The organism is Cytobacillus stercorigallinarum (assembly GCF_014836495.1).
Taxonomy (GTDB): Bacteria; Bacillota; Bacilli; order Bacillales; family Cytobacillaceae; genus Cytobacillus; species Cytobacillus stercorigallinarum.
Genome location: NZ_JACSQT010000013.1, coordinates 53,537 through 74,258, shown reverse-complemented (window position 1 = coordinate 74,258; position 20,722 = coordinate 53,537). Strand labels below are relative to the sequence as shown.

Below are 20,722 nucleotides of genomic sequence, written 5' to 3'. Positions count from 1 at the left end.
TTTGTTGTTTTATTATACGAAAAAAATGTGTTTAAAGACTGGAGGGAGAGAGCATGTTTAAAAGAATGAAGGAAGATATCGATGTTGTGTTTGAACAGGACCCTGCCGCAAGAAGTGTTTTTGAAGTAGTGTTAACCTACTCTGGATTACATGCGATTTGGAATCATCGCATCGCCCACGGTCTTTATAAAAATAAATTCTTTTTCCTGGCAAGGTTGGTTTCGCAAATCAGTCGTTTTTTTACTGGAATAGAAATTCACCCCGGGGCGAAAATTGGCCGTCGATTTTTTATTGATCACGGCATGGGTGTGGTTATTGGTGAGACTTGCGAAATTGGAGATAATGTCACTGTCTATCAAGGTGTAACACTTGGGGGAACAGGGAAGGAAAAAGGCAAGAGGCATCCAACGATTAAGGATAATGCTCTTATTGCTACAGGAGCAAAAGTGCTTGGATCCATTACAATTGGGGAAAACTCAAAAATAGGTGCTGGCTCAGTTGTTTTACATGAAGTGCCACCTAATTCAACGGTTGTCGGTATACCTGGTAAGGTGAAAATCCAAGATGGTGTGAAAGTAACGAAAGATTTGAATCATACAGACTTACCAGATCCGATTTCTGATCGCTTTAAAGAGTTAGAAAACGAGCTAGAGCGAGTGAAAAGAGAGTTTGAACAACTGAAAGCTGAAAGGAGCCACTCATAATGGCGATTCAATTATATAATACGTTAACAAGAAAAAAAGAGCCGTTTATCCCGTTAGAAGAGGGTAAAGTAAAGATGTATGTTTGCGGACCTACTGTTTACAATTATATTCATATAGGAAATGCCCGCCCCGCAATTGTATTCGATACAGTGAGAAGATATTTGGAGTATCGCGGATATGATGTGAATTTTGTGTCAAATTTCACAGATGTCGATGATAAATTAATCCGCACGGCAAAAGAACTAGGTGAAGAGGTGCCGGAAATTGCGGAGAGATTTATCGAAGCGTATTTTGAAGATGTATCGGCATTAGGTTGCAAAAAAGCGGACACTCATCCGAGAGTAACGGAAAATATGGATACGATTATTGAGTTTATCCAAGCGTTGATTGATAAAGGTTTTGCCTATGAATCAGAAGGTGATGTGTACTACCATACACGAAAATTTGAAGAGTATGGCAAGCTTTCTCATCAATCGATTGATGAGTTAAAGCTAGGCAACCGTATTGCGGTTGGTGAGAAGAAGAAAGACGCACTTGATTTCGTCCTTTGGAAAGCGGCGAAGGAAGGTGAGATTAAATGGGATAGTCCTTGGGGAGCGGGTCGCCCAGGGTGGCATATTGAATGCTCCGCGATGGCTCGTAAGTATCTAGGTGATACGATTGATATTCATGCTGGAGGACAAGATTTATCCTTCCCTCACCATGAGAATGAAATTGCACAGTCAGAGGCAGTGACAGGGAAAACTTTTGCTCGTTACTGGATGCATAATGGCTATATTAATATTGATAACGAGAAAATGTCTAAATCACTCGGCAACTTTGTCTTGGTACACGATATTATTAAGAAGCACAATCCGCAAGTGTTAAGGTTTTTCATGTTAGCAGTGCATTACCGTAATCAAATTAACTATAATGAAGAATTGTTGGAAAATACAAAAGCCGGTTATGAGCGTATTAAAGCTTCGTATGAGAATTTAAAACATCGTAAAGAAGCAAGTAGCGAGTTAACAGATAATAACCAAGAATGGTTAGAGAAAATTGGTGATTTACAAAAGCAATTCATCACAGATATGGATGATGATTTTAACACAGCGAATGCCATCTCTGTTGTATTTGAATTATCAAAACAAGCGAATTATTATTTGATGGAAAAGAATACTTCTACTGCTGTAATCGATGCATTTATGACGCAATTCGAAGATTTCTTCGGTGTGCTTGGGCTAGCGTTAGAGGATGAGCCAGAACTGCTAGATGAGGAAGTGGATCAATTGATAGCTGACCGGATTCAAGCAAGAAAAGATCGCAATTTCCAATTAGCTGATCAAATTCGTGATCAATTAAAAGAAATGAATATTATTCTTGAGGATACAGCTCAAGGAACAAGATGGAAAAGAGGATAAGAGTGATGCTTTCATACGATGAAAATCTTAATCCTAAACAATTAAACAGCCTCGCCCTTGCTTATATGGGCGATGCTGTTTACGAACAATATGTACGCCAGGACCTATTGCAAAAAGGTAATATTAGACCACATCAGTTGCATAAGGCAGCAACGAAGTACGTGTCAGCTAAAGCACAATCAAGAGTGATTCATGCATTTTTGGACGAGGGCGTTTTATCAGAAGAAGAAGAGGCGGTAGTTAGACGGGGTAGAAATGCTAAATCCGGCACCATTCCGAAAAACACCGATGTACAAACTTATCGTTATAGTACTGCATTCGAAGCATTGATAGGCTTTTTATATTTATCTAATAGAGAAGAGCGGTTAGAAGAGTTAGTAGTTAAAGCATTTAAATGGACTGAGGATAGGAAGGAGGAGAGCAAGAAATGAGTCATGATTTCATTATTGGTAAAAATGCTGTGATTGAGGCACTTAAATCAGAGCGTGATATGAATAAAATTATGGTAGCGGAAGGCTCTCAAAAAGGGCAAATGCAGCAAGTGGTTGGATTAGCAAAGGAAATGGGTGTGCTGGTTCAATTTGTACCGAAAAAGAAATTGGATCAAATGGAGTTAGGGAATCATCAAGGTGTGGTTGCTCATGTGGCAGCCTATCAATATGCTGAGTTAGATGACCTATTTAAAAAGGCTGAAGACAGTGGACAAGCTCCCTTCTTTATTCTATTGGATGAGATTGAAGATCCTCATAATCTAGGTTCGATTATGAGAACGGCTGATGCTGTAGGTGCACATGGAATTATTATTCCGAAGAGACGTGCGGTTGGTTTAACAGCAACAGTTGCGAAAGCTTCAACGGGTGCGATTGAACATATTCCTGTTGCCCGTGTAACCAATTTAGCAAGAACGATTGATGAATTAAAAGAACGAGGCGTTTGGATTGCGGGTACAGATGCTAGCGGTAAACAGGATTATCGCCAATTGGATGGAGTGATGCCCATCGGATTAGTCATTGGAAGTGAAGGGAAAGGAATGGGAAGACTGATTAGAGATAAATGTGATTTTCTTATCAGCTTACCAATGGCTGGGCGAGTGACATCTTTAAATGCTTCAGTTGCGGCTGCTTTATTGATGTATGAAGTCTACCGCAAACGCTCTCCGATTGAGCGATAATGATGAATATCCTTCTTGTTGACGGATATAATATCATCGGTGCCTGGCCCGAGCTTCAACTTCTTAAAAATAAGGATTTAGAAGCAGCCAGGGACCTGCTGGTAGAGAAGATGGCTGAATATCAAGGGTATTCCGGTTACCGAGTCATAGTTGTCTTTGATGCCCATTACGTAAAAGGGACAGAAAGAAAATTTAAGAATTATAATGTTGAAGTTATTTTCACACGTACAAACGAAACCGCAGATGAACGTATTGAAAAGCTAGCGATTGCGTTAAATAATATCAAAACACAAATCTATGTAGCTACTTCAGATTTTACAGAGCAGAGAGTTATCTTTGCTCAAGGTGCGTTAAGGAAGTCAGCCCGAGAATTACACAATGAAATGAATCATATCGAAAAACAAATTGACAAAAAAGTAAAGAAAAGCCAGGAAAATAAGCCAGTGTCTAAAATCCCATTAAGTGATGAAATCGTTGAAATTTTCGAAAAATGGCGCAGAGAACGATAAATGATTGGTTGACGCTGGAAAATACCCTACTGTATAATATTTCTAACCATGCTTGTACGGTCGGGGGGATCAAGATGAGTATCGACTTCAGGACAAAAGCTGAAAAGCATTCTTTATATGTTCAACTCGAAGATGAAGAAGTAATTGAATTAGTGCATAAAGGTGAAAGTGAAGCGCTAGATTATTTGATCCATAAGTATCGAAACTTCGTGCGTGCAAAGGCGAGGTCTTATTTCCTCATTGGCGCCGACAAGGAAGATATTGTGCAGGAGGGAATGATTGGTCTTTATAAGGCCATTCGAGATTTTAAGGAGGACAAGTTGTCTTCCTTCAAAGCATTTGCGGAATTATGTATCACAAGACAAATTATCACGGCAATTAAAACAGCAACAAGACAAAAGCATATCCCATTGAATTCTTATGTATCGCTTGATAAGCCTATTTATGATGAGGAGTCAGATCGTACGTTAATGGACGTTATTTCTGGAGCGAAAGTGCTAAACCCAGAAGAGTTAATTATTAATCAGGAAGAGTTTGACCACATCGAAGTAAAAATGTCTGAACTTTTGAGCGATTTGGAAAGAAAGGTGCTTGCCCTTTATTTAGATGGGCAGTCATATCAGGAAATATCTGAAGAATTAAATCGACATGTGAAATCAATTGATAATGCTTTGCAAAGAGTGAAGAGAAAACTAGAAAGATATTTAGAAATAAGAGAATTCTCTTTATAACTACTATATGTTAATATATTATTTATGGGCATATGAGAACCATTTTTAGTAGTTGAAGTTTTCGTGTTTTTGCAGTTATTGACATGGATTATTCGCCATGGTAGAGTTTTAATGGCATAAATGTCGAAGAGGTGTGAAACATGCCGAAAAAAGTGATACTAGCTTGTGCCGATTGTGGGACAAGGAATTACACTACAAATAGTAATAAAGGTAATGAGAGATTGGAATTAAAGAAATTTTGCAGTAAATGCAGTGCACATACAGTTCATCGCGAAACAAAATAATAGAGTAAAGAAGAGACAAAAAAGTAATAGAATGGCATTCAGGGGGATGTATTCTTAATCGACGCTTTTTTGTTAAAGGATATATCTCTTTAAAAGTTGGGGGTTAAGAAATGGGACGCATCGTGCAGTTTTTCCGTGAAGTTGGACGTGAGATGAAAAAGGTTAGCTGGCCTACAAAAAAAGAGCTAACGAAATATACGATCACAGTGATTGTCGTTGTTTTATTCTTTACGTTATTCTTTACTGTTGTTGATTTAGGTATTTCTGAATTGATTCGCTTAATTCTTGAATAACCCCTGAGCTTCCATGGTATAATGGATGATAACACAGGAACATTTGCAGGAGCCCGGTAACGGGTTTTTTCATTTGGTCAAGAAAGGCCTAGTCCATTTGCTTAGGATACGATCGATATCGTCATCCATCAATTTAGACAAACAAGAGATGTCAGTCTTTCAAAAATAAAAAAAGATTGCAGGGAGGGAAGGACGTTAAGTCCCCTTTGATATGGAAAAGAATTGGTATGTAGTACATACGTACTCAGGGTATGAGAATAAAGTAAAAGCAAACCTTGAAAAACGTGTGGAATCGATGGGCATGCAGGATAAAATTTTTAGAGTGGTTGTCCCTGAAGAAGAAGAAACAGATTTTAAAAATGGTAAGAAGAAAGTTGTCAAACGAAAAGTATTCCCAGGTTATGTGTTGGTGGAGATTGTTATGACAGATGACTCTTGGTATGTAGTGCGTAATACACCTGGTGTAACTGGGTTTGTTGGTTCAGCGGGTTCTGGCTCCAAACCTACTCCATTGTTGCCTGAAGAAGTGCAGGTCATTCTTAAACGTATGGGTGTTGAAGAAAAACGAATGGATGTAAACTTCGCAGTTGGGGAAACGGTACAAGTAAACGAAGGTCCATTTGCTAACTTTACTGGATCTATTGAAGAAATTGATAAAGATAAAGCGAAAATCAAAGTGCTTGTAAATATGTTTGGAAGAGATACTCCGGTTGAATTAGATTTTTCGCAAATCGAAAAAATTTAACGGTCTTTCTTTCTTTTATTTAAGTAGGGAAAGTTGATTTTAGTATGATTCCGCTATATCTAGCCATTGTCTTTCGTTTATGAGCTCTCCTATATTTTTGAAAAGAACTTGAAATCATCTTTGAAAAATGATAATATTTCATAGGTCAGTATGTCTCAGAAGACGAGACCGGACATTGGACATTATTCTTTATGTTAATATAAAGAATTAACAGTTGAGTGGGAGGGGGAAAACCCCTATTACCACATCACGGACTTTAAGGAGGTGTGTCTCGTGGCTAAAAAAGTAATCAAACTTGTTAAATTGCAAATTCCTGCAGGTAAAGCAAACCCAGCACCACCAGTTGGTCCTGCACTAGGTCAAGCCGGTGTTAATATCATGGGATTCTGTAAGGAATTTAATGCACGCACAGCTGAACAAGCTGGTCTAATTATTCCTGTTGAAATCACGGTATTTGAGGACCGTTCATTTACATTTATTACGAAAACTCCACCTGCTGCTGTATTGCTTAAGAAAGCGGCTGGTATTGAGTCTGGTTCTGGTGAACCAAACCGTAATAAAGTAGCAACAGTCAAGCGTGACAAGGTACGCGAGATTGCTGAAACAAAAATGCCTGATCTAAACGCTGCTAGTGTAGAAGCTGCTATGCGTATGGTTGAAGGTACTGCACGCAGCATGGGTATTGTCATCGAAGACTAATACTATTTGCTATTGATGTATGATGATTGTTTCTAAAGAGGTTGCGATGCTGAATTAGTTTCACTCGCAACCTTTATAATGTTCGGACCTTGAGGATTCTCGGGGGCCGACGTTTTGAGATGAGAAGCAAACGTGCTTTTCGTCGGTGGGAGGTTATTCCGCTAAAACCACATTCAAGGAGGAAATTAAAATGGCTAAAAAAGGTAAGAAGTATGTAGAAGCTGCTAAACTTGTAGATAGCACAAAAGCTTACCCAGTTGCAGAAGCAATTGCTCTTGCTAAGAAAACAAACTTTGCTAAATTTGACGCAACAGTTGAAGTAGCGTTTCGTTTAGGTGTAGATCCTAAGAAAGCTGACCAACAAATTCGTGGAGCTGTCGTGCTTCCGAACGGTACTGGTAAAACTCAACGCGTGCTTGTATTTGCAAAAGGCGAAAAAGCGAAAGAAGCAGAAGCTGCAGGTGCAGACTATGTTGGAGATGCAGAATTCATCAACAAAATCAACCAAGGTTGGTTTGAGTTTGACGTAATCGTTGCTACTCCAGACATGATGGGTGAAGTTGGTAAACTTGGCCGTGTACTTGGACCAAAAGGTTTAATGCCAAACCCTAAAACAGGTACAGTTACATTTGATGTAGAAAAAGCTGTTAATGAAATCAAAGCAGGTAAAGTTGAATACCGCGTAGAAAAAGCTGGTAACATTCACGTGCCTATCGGAAAAGTATCATTTGAAGATGACAAGCTTGTTGAAAACTTCAACACAATCTTCGATACAATGATGAAAGCAAAACCTGCTGCAGCAAAAGGTACTTACATGAAAAACGTTTCTGTAACTACTACTATGGGACCTGGTGTGAAAGTAGACCCTTCTACAGCTGCAACAAAATAATTAACCATTAATTGGTTTTTAAATAAAGTTGACATAACAATATCCATTCTGTAGAATGAATCTTGTTATTATCATAACTTAATCATTTATACCGTAGACAGCAGGAGCCGATTGAGGCTTAATAACCTGCCGAGGTAATACGATAGATTTTAATTGCTTGAACGAGCTATTGTATACTTCCTCCATGTCTACCTTTGATATGGAGGTTTTTTAATGAGATGGTGAGTCTCACCTATCTGATTGAACGGTATGAATGCATAATTCAATAGGAGGTGTAAAGATGAGCAGCATTATCGAACAAAAGAAACAAATCGTAGAAGAAATTGCAGACAAATTCAAATCAGCTCAAACAGCAGTTGTTGTTGATTACCGCGGATTAACTGTTTCAGAAGTAACAGAACTTCGTAAACAACTACGTGAAGCGAATGTTGAATTCAAAGTTTACAAAAACTCTATGAGTCGTCGTGCAGCAGAAGCTGCTGAACTTGCAGGCTTAAATGAACATCTTACTGGTCCTAATGCAATTGCATTCAGTACAGAGGATGTTGTCGCACCAGCGAAAATTTTAAACGAGTTTGCTAAAAAGCATGAAGCTCTTGAAATTAAAGCAGGTGTAATTGAAGGTAATATCGCTTCACAAGAAGAAGTGAAAGCTCTTGCTGAACTTCCATCTCGCGAAGGTTTGCTTTCTATGCTACTCAGCGTACTTCAAGCTCCAATTCGCAATCTTGCTCTTGCAACAAAAGCTGTTGCAGATCAAAAAGAAGAACAAGGCGCTTAATTATCGGTTTTAACCAATATAATCTAACAAAAATTAAGGAGGAAATTATATCATGACTAAAGAACAAATCATTGAAGCAGTTAAAAATATGACTGTTTTAGAACTTAACGATCTAGTAAAAGCAATTGAAGAAGAATTCGGAGTAACTGCTGCAGCTCCTGTAGCTGTTGCTGGTGGCGCTGCTGGTGGAGACGCTGCTGCTGAGAAAACAGAATTCGACGTAATTCTTAATTCTGCTGGCGACCAAAAAATCAAAGTTATCAAAGTTGTTCGTGAAATCACAGGTCTTGGCCTTAAAGAAGCGAAAGAAGTTGTTGATAACACTCCTAAAGCTATTAAAGAAGGCGCTTCTAAAGAAGAAGCTGAAGAAATCAAAGCTAAACTTGAAGAAGTTGGAGCTGGCGTAGAAGTTAAGTAATATAGGTTTTTTTAAAAAGCCCGCTTGTATGAGCGGGCTTTTTTAATATCAGTTATGTGGACTGTTTAGGTAAGTGAATTTAAGGACAACGTACAGCTACAGTCGCGACGTGTACTTATTTTTACCCTCTACCAAAAAATCCTCGCACATGCAGCTCTAATATCTGGAGGTGACCACTATGTCAGACCATTATTATTCTAAAACGCCTAATGTCGAAAGTAATCCACGTGTTTGGAGTTACAAACTAAGAGACAAAACATTTCAATTTAAAACCGATCATGGTGTATTTTCAAAAAATGAAGTTGACTTTGGATCGAAGTTATTAATAGAGACGTTTATCCCTCCTGAAATATCTGGTGATATATTAGATGTTGGTTGTGGGTACGGCCCAATTGGTTTATCAATGGCGACGCTTATGCAAGATCGGCAAGTCGTCATGCTCGATGTGAATGAAAGAGCGCTTGAATTGGCTAAAACAAACAGCGAGCTTAATGGTATCAACAATATCACTGTAAAAGAAAGTGATAAGTTGGCAGTTGTTAAAGAACATCAATTTGCAGCTATCTTAACGAATCCGCCAATACGAGCTGGGAAACAAACCGTGCATCGTATTTTTGAAGAGAGTTTTGAATGTTTATTGCCTGGTGGAGAATTATGGGTAGTCATTCAAAAGAAGCAAGGTGCACCATCTGCTATTGAAAAGCTCTCGGAATTATTTGCTGAAGTAGATACAGTTGTAAAGAAAAAAGGCTATTTTATATTAAGAGCAAAAAAAGATTGACTTGACATTTTCGCTATGTTAGTATTGTAAAATGCCAACATAATATACTACCAATAGGGATAAAAATTTATGCGTTATTGTATAAATTTATCCAGATGTGGGAAGTAATGAAAAGAATAGTCTAATGATGGAATTGTGGTTTTTGCTTGAAAACCCTTTTTCTTTTTGTCTGATTGAGTTTATATTTACGGAGGAATCTCATGTTTTGGGGCTTCCGGCGCTCTAATTTTGGCAAAGATAGAGCGAAATGTGACTCGAGTTTAAGATATGTCAAGCTACCTGGATAATATTTCTCATGTAAAGAGTTTATCTTACTTGTGGGCTGGAATCCACAGGTAAAAAGATAGATTCTATTATTTGCATGTGAGATTCACAGGTTGCTTTTCAAATAATAACGCTTGATTTGAGGGGTGAATCAGTTGACAGGTCAACTAGTTCAGTATGGACGACACCGCCAACGTAGAAGTTACGCACGAATCAGTGAAGTTTTAGAATTACCAAATCTAATCGAAATCCAAACCTCTTCTTATCAATGGTTTCTTGATGAGGGTTTAAGAGAGATGTTTCATGACATTTCTCCGATTGAAGACTTTACTGGTAATTTATCGCTTGAATTTATTGATTACAGCCTTGGCGATCCAAAATATTCGGTTGAGGAATCGAAGGAACGAGATGTTACATATTCTGCACCTTTGCGTGTAAAAGTACGTCTTGTGAACAAAGAAACAGGCGAAGTCAAAGATCAGGATGTCTTTATGGGTGACTTCCCGCTTATGACAGAAACAGGAACATTTGTAATTAATGGCGCAGAACGTGTCATTGTTTCGCAATTGGTGCGTTCTCCGAGCGTATACTTTAGCGGAAAACTCGATAAAAACGGGAAAAAAGGCTTTACTGCCACTGTTATCCCGAACCGCGGCGCTTGGCTTGAGTATGAAACTGATGCCAAAGATGTCGTATACGTTAGAATAGATCGTACGAGGAAGCTACCCGTTACGGTTCTTTTGCGTGCATTAGGGTTCGGATCTGATCAAGAAATCATCGAATTAATTGGTGACAATGAATATATCCGTAATACGCTTGAAAAGGATAACACAGAAGGTACGGACAAAGCATTGCTCGAAATCTATGAGCGTCTTCGTCCAGGTGAACCACCGACTGTTGAAAATGCAAAAAGCTTACTTGTATCAAGATTCTTCGATCCAAAACGCTATGATTTAGCAAATGTTGGACGTTACAAGATTAATAAAAAGCTTCATATAAAAAATAGATTATTTGGCCAAAGATTAGCTGAAAATTTGGTTGATCCTGAAACAGGAGAAATCATTGCTGAAAAAGGTGTTGTACTTGATCGTAGAACACTTGATCGAATTCTTCCTTACCTTGAGAAGAATGTTGGCTTTAAGAAAGTGGACCTTGTCGGCGGCGTTATAGATGAAGAAGTCGATGTTCAATCAATTAAAATTTATGCACCGAATGAAGATGGCGAGAAAGTCATTAATGTAATCGGTAATGCGTATGTAGAAGAAGCTGTGAAGAACATTTCACCTGCTGATATTATTGCTTCTATTAGCTATTTCTTTGATTTATTGCATGGTGTCGGCGATACAGATGATATTGACCACCTTGGTAATAGAAGATTACGTTCTGTTGGTGAGCTATTGCAAAACCAATTCCGTATCGGTTTATCAAGAATGGAGCGTGTAGTACGTGAGAGAATGTCTATTCAAGACACGAACACAATTACACCACAACAATTAATCAACATTCGTCCTGTTATTGCATCTATTAAAGAATTCTTTGGTAGCTCTCAATTGTCCCAGTTCATGGACCAAACAAATCCATTAGCTGAGTTAACACATAAGCGACGTCTATCAGCCTTAGGACCTGGTGGTTTAACACGTGAGCGCGCAGGTTTTGAAGTGCGTGACGTTCACTACTCCCACTATGGTCGTATGTGTCCAATTGAAACGCCAGAGGGACCGAATATCGGATTAATTAACTCTTTATCATCCTTTGCAAAAGTGAATCGTTTTGGATTTATTGAAACACCTTATCGTCGTATTGATCACGAAACAGGTACAGTATCTTCAAGAATCGATTACTTAACAGCTGATGAGGAAGATAATTATGTTGTAGCCCAAGCGAATGCAAGACTAGGTGAAGATGGTTCATTCGTTGACGAGGAAGTTGTTGCTCGTTTTAGAGGGGAAAATACTGTTGTTAAACGTGACCGTGTTGATTACATGGATGTATCACCTAAGCAGGTTGTATCTGCTGCGACTGCATGTATCCCATTCTTAGAGAATGATGACTCTAACCGTGCCCTAATGGGTGCCAACATGCAACGACAAGCTGTGCCTCTTATGCAACCTGAAGCACCACGCGTTGGAACAGGAATGGAATATGTTTCTGGTAAAGATTCTGGTGCTGCGGTGATTTGTAAGCATGAAGGTATTGTTGAGCATGTTGAAGCGAAAGAAGTTTGGGTAAGACGTGTGAAAGAAGTAGATGGCCAAGAAGTAAAAGGCGATCTTGATAAATATAGAATGCTTAAGTTCATTCGTTCCAACCAAGGTACTTGTTACAACCAAAGACCAATTGTTGCAGTTGGTAACCGTGTAACGAAAGGTGAAATCCTTGCTGATGGACCATCAATGGAACTTGGTGAACTTGCGCTTGGACGTAATGTTCTGGTTGCTTTCATGACATGGGACGGTTATAACTACGAGGATGCGATCATCATGAGTGAGCGCCTTGTAAAAGATGACGTATACACTTCTATTCATATTGAAGAGTATGAGTCAGAGTCTCGTGATACGAAGCTTGGACCTGAAGAAATTACTCGTGACATCCCGAATGTAGGGGAAGATGCCTTACGTAATTTAGATGAGCGCGGTATTATTCGCACAGGTGCTGAAGTGAAAGATGGAGACTTGTTAGTTGGTAAAGTAACGCCTAAAGGTGTAACAGAACTAACTGCAGAGGAAAGACTACTTCATGCTATTTTCGGTGAAAAAGCACGTGAAGTACGTGATACATCCTTGCGTGTACCACATGGTGGAGGCGGTATCGTACTAGATGTCAAAGTCTTCAATCGTGAAGATGGCGATGAACTACCTCCAGGTGTTAACCAACTTGTACGTGTTTATATTGTTCAGAAGCGTAAGATTTCTGAAGGGGACAAAATGGCCGGCCGACATGGTAACAAAGGGGTTATCTCTCGTATTCTACCGGAAGAAGATATGCCGTATTTACCAGATGGCACACCGGTTGATATCATGTTGAACCCATTAGGGGTACCTTCTCGTATGAACATTGGTCAGGTTCTGGAACTACATCTTGGAATGGCAGCAAGACAATTAGGCATTCATGTTGCTTCACCAGTATTTGATGGTGCAAACGAGGAAGACGTTTGGGAAACAATCGAAGAAGCTGGTATGGCTCGTGATGCGAAAACAGTTCTTTATGATGGACGTTCAGGAGAGCCGTTTGATAACCGTGTATCAGTTGGTGTCATGTATATGATCAAACTAGCACACATGGTTGATGATAAACTTCACGCTCGTTCTACTGGACCTTACTCACTTGTTACGCAACAACCGCTTGGTGGTAAAGCACAATTCGGTGGACAGCGTTTTGGTGAGATGGAGGTTTGGGCACTTGAAGCCTATGGTGCTGCTTATACACTTCAAGAGATCTTAACAGTTAAATCGGATGATGTCGTTGGACGTGTGAAAACATATGAATCCATCGTTAAGGGTGAAAATGTACCGGAACCTGGTGTCCCTGAATCATTCAAAGTATTAATTAAAGAACTTCAAAGCTTAGGTATGGATGTAAAAATTCTTTCAGGCGATGAAAAAGAGATAGAAATGCGTGATACGGATGATGAAGAGGATATGCAACAGGCTGAATCCTTAACAATCGCTCCAGATACGCAAGAAACAGAAGAAGCAGAAACAGTAGCAACAAAAGAATAAATTGAACAAGGAGGGCGATTACTGCCCTCCATTCGAGCTAAGTGGAATAGATGACTGGGACCCAAACTTATTGATAAGTGAATGGGAAAAACCTGTAGATCGAAAGGGAGGTAGGCCCCTTGCTAGATGTTAATAATTTCGAGTATATGAAAATAGGTCTCGCTTCACCAGATAAAATCCGCTCATGGTCTCATGGTGAAGTAAAGAAACCTGAAACAATCAATTATCGTACATTAAAACCTGAAAAAGATGGTTTGTTTTGTGAACGTATTTTCGGTCCAACAAAGGACTGGGAGTGTCATTGTGGTAAATACAAACGCGTTCGTTATAAAGGTGTTGTTTGTGATCGTTGTGGTGTTGAAGTTACACGTGCTAAAGTTCGTCGTGAAAGAATGGGGCACATTGAGCTAGCAGCGCCAGTATCACATATTTGGTACTTTAAAGGTATTCCAAGCCGTATGGGTCTTGTGCTTGATATGTCTCCACGTGCATTGGAAGAAGTAATTTATTTTGCATCTTATGTTGTAACTGAATCTGGGGATACAGCATTAGAGAAAAAACAATTGCTTTCTGAAAAAGAATACCGTGCTTACCGTGAAAAATACGGTAACAAATTCCAAGCATCTATGGGTGCGGAGTCAATTAGAAAATTACTTTCAGATATTGACCTTGATAAAGAAGTAGATTCGTTAAAAGAAGAATTAAAAACTGCACAAGGGCAACGCCGAACACGTGCAATTAAACGATTAGAAGTGCTTGAAGCATTCCGTGGTTCAGGAAATGAACCAAGCTGGATGATTCTTGATGTGCTACCAGTTATTCCTCCGGAGCTTCGTCCAATGGTTCAACTAGACGGTGGTCGTTTTGCTACATCTGATTTAAATGACCTTTATCGCCGTGTAATTAACCGTAATAACCGTTTGAAACGTTTATTAGACCTTGGTGCTCCAAGCATCATCGTTCAAAATGAAAAGCGTATGCTTCAAGAAGCTGTTGACGCTTTAATTGATAACGGTCGTCGTGGGCGTCCTGTTACAGGTCCTGGTAATAGACCACTTAAATCACTATCTCATATGTTAAAAGGTAAACAAGGACGTTTCCGTCAAAACTTGCTTGGTAAACGTGTTGACTACTCTGGACGTTCTGTTATTGTCGTTGGTCCAAACTTGAAAATGTATCAATGTGGACTACCTAAAGAAATGGCATTGGAGTTATTTAAACCGTTTGTCATGAAAGAGTTAGTTGAGAAGGGTCTAGCGCACAACATTAAATCAGCTAAACGTAAAATTGAAAAAGTTCACCCTGAAGTTTGGGATGTTCTTGAGAGTGTTATTAAGGAGCATCCGGTATTATTAAACCGTGCCCCTACACTTCATAGATTAGGGATTCAAGCATTTGAACCTACGTTAGTTGAAGGACGTGCGATTCGCCTGCATCCACTTGTTTGTACAGCATATAATGCTGACTTTGATGGTGACCAAATGGCAGTTCACGTACCTTTATCAGCAGAGGCGCAAGCTGAAGCTAGATTGCTTATGTTGGCAGCACAAAACATCCTGAATCCTAAGGATGGTAAACCAGTTGTTACACCTTCACAAGATATGGTGTTAGGTAACTATTACTTAACATTAGAAAGAGAAAATGCTGTTGGTGAAGGAATGATCTTTAACGATACAAGTGAGGCGTTACTTGCTTACCAAAACGGATATGTTCACTTACACACAAGAGTAGCTGTCCATGCTGGGTCGTTAAAAAATGAAACATTCACTGAAGAACAAAATAAACAACTATTGATGACAACAGTTGGTAAATTGGTATTCAATGAAATTTTACCGAAAACATTCCCGTATATTAACGAACCAACAAAAGAGAATCTTGAAATTGAAACACCGCAAAAATACTTTATTGATAAAGCTACTGATATTCCTGAAGCGATTCGTGCAATGCCAATTGTCGATCCGTTTAAGAAGAAGATTCTTGGGAACATCATCGCTGAAGTATTTAAACGCTTCAAGATTACTGAAACATCAAAAATGCTAGACCGAATGAAGAATTTAGGTTTCAAATATTCAACTAAAGCTGGTATTACCGTTGGTGTGGCAGACATCGTTGTATTAGGTGAAAAAGAAGAAATTCTTCATGAAGCTCAAAATAAAGTTGATAATGTCTTAAAACAATTTAGACGTGGTCTTATTACTGAAGAAGAACGTTATGACAGAGTTATCTCTATCTGGAGCGCGGCGAAAGATAATATCCAATCGAAACTTATGAAATCATTGGATAAATCCAACCCAATCTTCATGATGAGTGATTCAGGTGCCCGTGGTAACGCATCTAACTTTACACAGTTAGCTGGTATGCGTGGTCTAATGGCCAACCCGGCTGGTCGTATTATTGAATTACCGATCAAATCAAGTTTCCGTGAAGGATTAACCGTATTAGAGTACTTTATCTCTACACACGGTGCGCGTAAAGGTCTTGCTGATACAGCCCTTAAAACAGCTGACTCTGGTTACCTTACTCGTCGTCTTGTTGATGTTGCACAGGACGTAATTGTTCGTGAAGATGATTGCGGTACAGATCGTGGCTTATTGATTTCTTCCTTGAAGGAAGGAACAGAAGTGATTGAAAGCTTAGAGGAACGTTTAATCGGTCGTCATGTAAGAAAAGCGATTAGACATCCGAAAACAAATGAAATCATTGCACGTGAAAATGAATTGATTACTGAAGATTTATCTGCAGAAATCATTGCTGCAGGCGTTGAAGAAGCATGGATTCGCTCTGCGTTCACATGTAATACTCGCCACGGTGTATGTAAGAAATGTTACGGACGTAACTTGGCTACTGGTCAAGAAGTTGAAGTCGGTGAAGCAGTCGGTATTATCGCCGCTCAATCAATCGGTGAACCAGGTACACAGTTAACGATGCGTACATTCCATACAGGTGGGGTTGCAGGAGACGATATTACACAAGGTCTTCCTCGTATCCAAGAGATTTTTGAAGCGCGTAACCCTAAAGGTCAAGCGGTTATTTCGGAAATCAAAGGTACAGTGGTTGGCATTAATGAAGGCCGCGATCGTCAACATGAAATCGTTATTCAAGGTGAAGTTGAATCACGTACTTATACAGCACCTTATACAGCGCGCTTAAAAGTAGCAATTAACGATGAAGTGGAACGCGGTCAAGAGCTAACAGAAGGTTCTATCGATCCGAAAGAATTAATTAAAGTCAGAGATGTTACAGCTGTTCAAGAATACTTGCTACGTGAAGTACAAAAAGTTTACCGTATGCAAGGGGTTGAAATCGGTGATAAACACGTCGAAGTAATGGTACGTCAAATGCTTCGTAAAGTACGTGTCATCGATGCAGCTGAGACAGATGTACTTCCAGGTACATTGCTTGATATCCATCAATTTACTGATGCGAACAGAAAAGCGCTTATGGAAGGTAAAATGCCAGCTACTGGACGTCCGGTATTGCTTGGTATTACAAAAGCATCTCTTGAAACTGATTCCTTCTTATCTGCTGCTTCATTCCAAGAAACAACTAGAGTTCTTACAGATGCAGCGATTAAAGGAAAACGTGATGAGTTACTTGGCTTGAAAGAAAATGTTATCATTGGTAAACTTGTTCCAGCTGGTACAGGTATGCAACGTTATCGTCAAGCAGAGCCTTATACAAAAGAAGAAGTTGAAGATACAATCACTGTAGAATAATGATAGAAGTAGAGGTGTCGTTCTTTTTAAGAATGGCACCGACCTTCTATATTAAAAAAATATGAATGATTGTTGACATCATTTTCAATTGGTGGTAATATAGCAAAGGTGCTCCTATTACTGGATACTTTGGAGGATGAAATTATGTCTTATGAAAAAGTATTGCAGGCGCAAGAAATTATAGTAGGAACTAAACAAACAGTGAAAGCTCTTAAATCTGGAATTGTATCTGAAGTAGTCATCGCTAGCGATACAAATTTTCAAGTCAAATCTATGATAGAAGAAGCTGCTAAAGATCATAACGTTCCAATCACATATGTTGATTCGATGAAAAAGCTTGGTAAAGCATGTGGGATAGATGTAGGTGCTGCAGCTGTTGCATTAACTATTTAAAAACTGTTTTTGTAGATAGAAATCTGCAAGAACTTTGTTTTTGCCTTTAAATGAACCACCTGGATGTGTGGGCTTACATGAAAAGATGAAGGGAGGAAAAATACATGCCTACTATTAATCAATTAGTACGCAAGCCTCGTAAAACAAAGGAAGAGAAATCAACTTCTCCTGCGTTGAACAAAGGTTATAACAGCTTCAAAAAAGTACAAACGAACATATCTTCACCACAAAAACGCGGTGTATGTACTCGTGTTGGTACAATGACTCCTAAAAAACCAAACTCAGCGTTGCGTAAATATGCACGTGTGCGTTTAACTAACGGAATCGAAGTAAATGCTTATATTCCTGGTATTGGTCATAACCTACAAGAGCACAGTGTGGTACTTATCCGTGGCGGTCGTGTAAAAGACTTACCGGGTGTACGTTACCATATCGTTCGTGGTGCACTTGATACTGCTGGTGTTAACAACCGTATGCAAGGTCGTTCTAAATACGGTGCAAAACGTCCTAAAGCAGCTAAGAAATAATTCACAAATAAAAATAACCCTTTCTTGAAAGGAGGAAAAATTACATGCCACGTAAAGGTCCTGTAGCAAAAAGAGACGTATTGCCTGATCCGATTTACAACTCAAAGCTTGTTAGCCGTCTAATCAATAAAATGATGGTAGATGGTAAGAGAGGTAAATCTCAAGCAATTCTATATAATGCATTTGATATCATTAGTGAGCGTACTGGCAAAGAGCCAATGGAAGTATTCGATCAAGCGCTTAAAAACATCATGCCTGTACTTGAAGTAAGAGCACGCCGTGTAGGTGGAGCTAACTACCAAGTACCAGTTGAGGTGCGCCCTGATCGCCGTACAACTCTTGGTCTTCGTTGGTTAGTAAACTACGCTCGCCTTCGCGGTGAGAAAACAATGGAAGAGCGTCTTGCAAACGAAATTCTTGATGCAGCTAACAACACTGGTGCATCAGTGAAGAAACGTGAAGACACTCATAAGATGGCTGAAGCAAACAAAGCATTTGCTCACTATCGTTGGTAAGATTCATTTATATATTATAAAAACAATTCCCATACTAGGAAGGAGAAAGACACAATGGCAAGAGAGTTCTCCTTAGATAATACGCGTAATATTGGTATCATGGCTCATATTGATGCTGGTAAAACAACAACAACTGAGCGTGTTCTTTATTACACTGGTCGTATCCATAAAATTGGTGAAACACATGAAGGTGCTTCACAAATGGACTGGATGGAGCAAGAGCAAGAACGTGGTATTACAATCACTTCTGCCGCTACTACAGCTCAATGGAAAGGCCACCGTGTTAATATCATTGACACGCCAGGACACGTAGACTTCACAGTTGAAGTTGAACGTTCATTGCGTGTACTTGACGGAGCAGTTGCTGTACTAGATGCTCAATCTGGTGTTGAACCACAGACTGAGACTGTATGGCGCCAAGCGACAACTTACGGCGTACCACGTGTGGTATTCGTAAACAAAATGGATAAAATCGGTGCAGACTTCTTGTACTCTCTAGGTACAATTCATGATCGTCTTCAAGCAAACGCAGCAGCTATCCAATTACCAATTGGTGCTGAAGATGAATTCGAAGGTATCATTGACCTTATCGAAATGAAAGCTACTTTCTACGGTAACGACCTTGGTACTGACATCGAAACACGTGAAATTCCTGAAGAATACATGGATCAAGCTCAAGAGTATCGTGAAAAATTAATCGAAGCTCTTGCAGAACTTGATGAAGAATTAATGGAGAAATATCTTGGTGGAGAAGAAATCTCTAATGAAGAGATTAAAGCTGCAATCCGTCAAGGTACAGTAAACGTTGAATTCTATCCAGTTATTTGTGGATCTGCATTCAAAAACAAAGGTGTTCAAAAAATGCTTGATGCAGTAATCGACTATCTTCCATCTCCATTGGATGTACATGCCATTAAAGGTATTAATCCAGAGACAGAAGAAGAAGTTACTCGTCCATCAAGTGATGATGAGCCTTTCTCAGCATTAGCATTTAAAGTTATGACTGACCCTTATGTTGGTAAATTAACTTTCTTCCGCGTTTACTCTGGTACGTTAGATTCAGGTTCTTATGTTAAGAACTCTACGAAAGATAAACGTGAACGTGTAGGTCGTATCCTACAAATGCATGCAAACTCTCGTGAAGAGATCTCTACAGTTTATGCAGGGGATATTGCTGCTGCTGTTGGTTTGAAAGATACTTCTACTGGAGATACACTATGTGATGAAAAGAGTCTTGTCATTCTTGAATCTATGGAGTTCCCAGAGCCAGTTATCTCTCTTTCTATCGAACCTAAGTCTAAAGCAGACCAAGATAAGATGACAACAGCACTTCAAAAACTTCAAGAAGAAGATCCAACATTCCGTGCGCATACTGACCAAGAAACAGGTCAAGTAATCATTGCTGGTATGGGTGAGCTTCACCTTGATATCCTTGTAGACCGTATGAAACGTGAATTTAAAGTAGAAGCAAATGTTGGTGCACCACAAGTTGCTTATCGTGAAACTTTCCGTGCATCTGCAAACATCGAAGGTAAATTCGCTCGTCAATCCGGTGGTCGTGGTCAATTTGGTCACGTTTGGATTGAGTTCTCTCCAAATGAAGAAGGTGCAGGATTTGAATTCGTAAATGGCATCGTTGGTGGTGTTGTTCCACGTGAATATATCCCTGCAGTACAATCTGGTCTTGAAGATGCTATGGAGCGTGGTGTATTAGCCGGCTATCCAATGGTTGATATTAAAGCTAGATTATTTGATGGATCTTATCATGACGTTGACTCATCTGAAATGGCGTTTAAAATTGCCGCTTCTATGGCATTGAAAAACGCTGCTTCAAAATGTAACCCAGTTATCCTTGAACCGGTAATGAAAGTTGAAGTAGTTATTCCGGAAGAGTATATGGGAGACATTATGGGTGATGTTACATCTCGTCGTGGACGTGTAGAAGGTATGGAAGCACGCGGTAACGCACAAGTTGTTCGTGCAATGGTACCACTTTCTGAAATGTTTGGTTATGCTACTTCATTGCGTTCTAATACGCAAGGTCGCGGTACATTCTCAATGCACTTTGATCATTATGAAGAAGTTCCAAAATCAATTTCTGAAGAAATCATCAAAAAAAATAAAGGTGAATAATTGATTTTACCTTTTTAATCAAGTATAACTATCATTGTAAGTACCCTGAC

At 39.3% G+C, this 20,722-nt stretch carries 20 protein-coding genes and 1 other annotated feature; all 20 genes read left to right on the top strand.

From position 1 onward, the window contains the following. Nucleotides 1–53 precede the first annotated feature (53 nt). The 20 genes from cysE to fusA all read left to right on the top strand — a co-directional run bounded on the left by cysE (nt 54) and on the right by fusA (nt 20,672). Nucleotides 54–704: a serine O-acetyltransferase gene (gene cysE / locus H9655_RS19530; RefSeq protein ID WP_191816908.1), complete on the top strand. Its 651-nt coding sequence runs from the start codon at nt 54–56 to the stop codon at nt 702–704. Further along, a complete protein-coding gene (cysS, locus tag H9655_RS19525; RefSeq protein ID WP_191816907.1) occupies nt 704–2,104 on the top strand; it encodes a cysteine--tRNA ligase in 1,401 nt (466 codons plus the stop codon). The genes cysE and cysS overlap by 1 nt, the downstream gene beginning before the upstream one ends. Nucleotides 2,105–2,109: 5 nt before the next feature. Continuing rightward, nucleotides 2,110–2,535: a Mini-ribonuclease 3 gene (locus tag H9655_RS19520; RefSeq protein WP_191816906.1), complete on the top strand. Its 426-nt coding sequence runs from the start codon at nt 2,110–2,112 to the stop codon at nt 2,533–2,535. Further along, entirely contained in the window at nt 2,532–3,275 is a 744-nt protein-coding gene (rlmB, locus tag H9655_RS19515; protein ID WP_191816905.1) for a 23S rRNA (guanosine(2251)-2'-O)-methyltransferase RlmB, read from the top strand. Before H9655_RS19520 ends, rlmB begins: the two co-directional genes overlap by 4 nt. A 2-nt stretch (nt 3,276–3,277) precedes the next feature. Beyond that, a complete protein-coding gene (locus tag H9655_RS19510; protein ID WP_191816904.1) occupies nt 3,278–3,784 on the top strand; it encodes an NYN domain-containing protein in 507 nt (168 codons plus the stop codon). Nucleotides 3,785–3,858: 74 nt separating this feature from the next. Then, the gene (gene sigH / locus H9655_RS19505) at nt 3,859–4,515 is read left to right on the top strand and encodes an RNA polymerase sporulation sigma factor SigH (protein WP_404826118.1); all 657 of its coding nucleotides are present in this window, start codon (nt 3,859–3,861) and stop codon (nt 4,513–4,515) included. A gap of 140 nt (nt 4,516–4,655) precedes the next feature. Next, nucleotides 4,656–4,799 carry a 50S ribosomal protein L33 gene (gene rpmG / locus H9655_RS19500; protein WP_191816903.1) on the top strand — a complete coding sequence of 48 codons (144 nt, stop codon included), beginning with the start codon at nt 4,656–4,658 and terminating at the stop codon, nt 4,797–4,799. A gap of 110 nt (nt 4,800–4,909) precedes the next feature. Beyond that, on the top strand, nt 4,910–5,092 hold the full coding sequence (gene secE, locus H9655_RS19495; protein WP_191816902.1) for a preprotein translocase subunit SecE: 183 nt from the start codon (nt 4,910–4,912) through the stop codon (nt 5,090–5,092). Between the two features lie 211 nt (nt 5,093–5,303). Next, a complete protein-coding gene (nusG, locus tag H9655_RS19490) occupies nt 5,304–5,837 on the top strand; it encodes a transcription termination/antitermination protein NusG (RefSeq protein WP_191816901.1) in 534 nt (177 codons plus the stop codon). Nucleotides 5,838–6,110: 273 nt separating this feature from the next. Continuing rightward, nucleotides 6,111–6,536, top strand: coding sequence for a 50S ribosomal protein L11 (gene rplK / locus H9655_RS19485; RefSeq protein ID WP_009336545.1), 426 nt, complete (start codon nt 6,111–6,113; stop codon nt 6,534–6,536). A gap of 190 nt (nt 6,537–6,726) precedes the next feature. Beyond that, nucleotides 6,727–7,425: a 50S ribosomal protein L1 gene (gene rplA, locus H9655_RS19480; protein WP_191816900.1), complete on the top strand. Its 699-nt coding sequence runs from the start codon at nt 6,727–6,729 to the stop codon at nt 7,423–7,425. A gap of 73 nt (nt 7,426–7,498) precedes the next feature. Next, nucleotides 7,499–7,646 (top strand) — a sequence feature (ribosomal protein L10 leader region). 59 nt (nt 7,647–7,705) lie between these two features. Beyond that, nucleotides 7,706–8,206, top strand: coding sequence for a 50S ribosomal protein L10 (gene rplJ, locus H9655_RS19475; RefSeq protein ID WP_191816899.1), 501 nt, complete (start codon nt 7,706–7,708; stop codon nt 8,204–8,206). Between the two features lie 52 nt (nt 8,207–8,258). Further along, nucleotides 8,259–8,624, top strand: coding sequence for a 50S ribosomal protein L7/L12 (gene rplL / locus H9655_RS19470; protein ID WP_191816898.1), 366 nt, complete (start codon nt 8,259–8,261; stop codon nt 8,622–8,624). Nucleotides 8,625–8,802: 178 nt separating this feature from the next. Next, the gene (locus H9655_RS19465) at nt 8,803–9,405 is read left to right on the top strand and encodes a class I SAM-dependent methyltransferase (protein WP_191816897.1); all 603 of its coding nucleotides are present in this window, start codon (nt 8,803–8,805) and stop codon (nt 9,403–9,405) included. 419 nt (nt 9,406–9,824) lie between these two features. Then, nucleotides 9,825–13,388 carry a DNA-directed RNA polymerase subunit beta gene (rpoB, locus tag H9655_RS19460; RefSeq protein WP_191816896.1) on the top strand — a complete coding sequence of 1,188 codons (3,564 nt, stop codon included), beginning with the start codon at nt 9,825–9,827 and terminating at the stop codon, nt 13,386–13,388. A 119-nt stretch (nt 13,389–13,507) separates the two neighbouring features. Further along, entirely contained in the window at nt 13,508–17,104 is a 3,597-nt protein-coding gene (gene rpoC, locus H9655_RS19455) for a DNA-directed RNA polymerase subunit beta' (protein ID WP_191816895.1), read from the top strand. 144 nt (nt 17,105–17,248) lie between these two features. Continuing rightward, a complete protein-coding gene (locus tag H9655_RS19450) occupies nt 17,249–17,497 on the top strand; it encodes a 50S ribosomal protein L7ae-like protein (RefSeq protein ID WP_191816921.1) in 249 nt (82 codons plus the stop codon). A gap of 104 nt (nt 17,498–17,601) precedes the next feature. After that, complete coding sequence (gene rpsL / locus H9655_RS19445; protein ID WP_095371229.1) at nt 17,602–18,024, top strand: 30S ribosomal protein S12; 423 nt, start codon at nt 17,602–17,604, stop codon at nt 18,022–18,024. Between the two features lie 44 nt (nt 18,025–18,068). Next, nucleotides 18,069–18,539, top strand: coding sequence for a 30S ribosomal protein S7 (gene rpsG, locus H9655_RS19440; RefSeq protein WP_095371228.1), 471 nt, complete (start codon nt 18,069–18,071; stop codon nt 18,537–18,539). A gap of 54 nt (nt 18,540–18,593) precedes the next feature. Further along, entirely contained in the window at nt 18,594–20,672 is a 2,079-nt protein-coding gene (gene fusA, locus H9655_RS19435; RefSeq protein ID WP_191816894.1) for an elongation factor G, read from the top strand. Nucleotides 20,673–20,722 lie beyond the last annotated feature (50 nt).

What these genes read in the sequence shown, in the direction of transcription:
- secE (WP_191816902.1), top strand. Translation starts at nt 4,910, where the DNA reads ATGGGACGCATCGTGCAGTTTTTCCGTGAAGTTGGACGTGAGATGAAA.
- cysS (WP_191816907.1), top strand. Translation starts at nt 704, where the DNA reads ATGGCGATTCAATTATATAATACGTTAACAAGAAAAAAAGAGCCGTTT.
- cysE (WP_191816908.1), top strand. Translation starts at nt 54, where the DNA reads ATGTTTAAAAGAATGAAGGAAGATATCGATGTTGTGTTTGAACAGGAC.
- rpsG (WP_095371228.1), top strand. Translation starts at nt 18,069, where the DNA reads ATGCCACGTAAAGGTCCTGTAGCAAAAAGAGACGTATTGCCTGATCCG.
- H9655_RS19465 (WP_191816897.1), top strand. Translation starts at nt 8,803, where the DNA reads ATGTCAGACCATTATTATTCTAAAACGCCTAATGTCGAAAGTAATCCA.
- H9655_RS19520 (WP_191816906.1), top strand. Translation starts at nt 2,110, where the DNA reads ATGCTTTCATACGATGAAAATCTTAATCCTAAACAATTAAACAGCCTC.
- H9655_RS19510 (WP_191816904.1), top strand. Translation starts at nt 3,278, where the DNA reads ATGAATATCCTTCTTGTTGACGGATATAATATCATCGGTGCCTGGCCC.
- H9655_RS19450 (WP_191816921.1), top strand. Translation starts at nt 17,249, where the DNA reads ATGTCTTATGAAAAAGTATTGCAGGCGCAAGAAATTATAGTAGGAACT.
- rplA (WP_191816900.1), top strand. Translation starts at nt 6,727, where the DNA reads ATGGCTAAAAAAGGTAAGAAGTATGTAGAAGCTGCTAAACTTGTAGAT.
- rplL (WP_191816898.1), top strand. Translation starts at nt 8,259, where the DNA reads ATGACTAAAGAACAAATCATTGAAGCAGTTAAAAATATGACTGTTTTA.
- rpmG (WP_191816903.1), top strand. Translation starts at nt 4,656, where the DNA reads ATGCCGAAAAAAGTGATACTAGCTTGTGCCGATTGTGGGACAAGGAAT.
- rplJ (WP_191816899.1), top strand. Translation starts at nt 7,706, where the DNA reads ATGAGCAGCATTATCGAACAAAAGAAACAAATCGTAGAAGAAATTGCA.
- rpsL (WP_095371229.1), top strand. Translation starts at nt 17,602, where the DNA reads ATGCCTACTATTAATCAATTAGTACGCAAGCCTCGTAAAACAAAGGAA.
- rlmB (WP_191816905.1), top strand. Translation starts at nt 2,532, where the DNA reads ATGAGTCATGATTTCATTATTGGTAAAAATGCTGTGATTGAGGCACTT.
- nusG (WP_191816901.1), top strand. Translation starts at nt 5,304, where the DNA reads ATGGAAAAGAATTGGTATGTAGTACATACGTACTCAGGGTATGAGAAT.
- sigH (WP_404826118.1), top strand. Translation starts at nt 3,859, where the DNA reads ATGAGTATCGACTTCAGGACAAAAGCTGAAAAGCATTCTTTATATGTT.
- fusA (WP_191816894.1), top strand. Translation starts at nt 18,594, where the DNA reads ATGGCAAGAGAGTTCTCCTTAGATAATACGCGTAATATTGGTATCATG.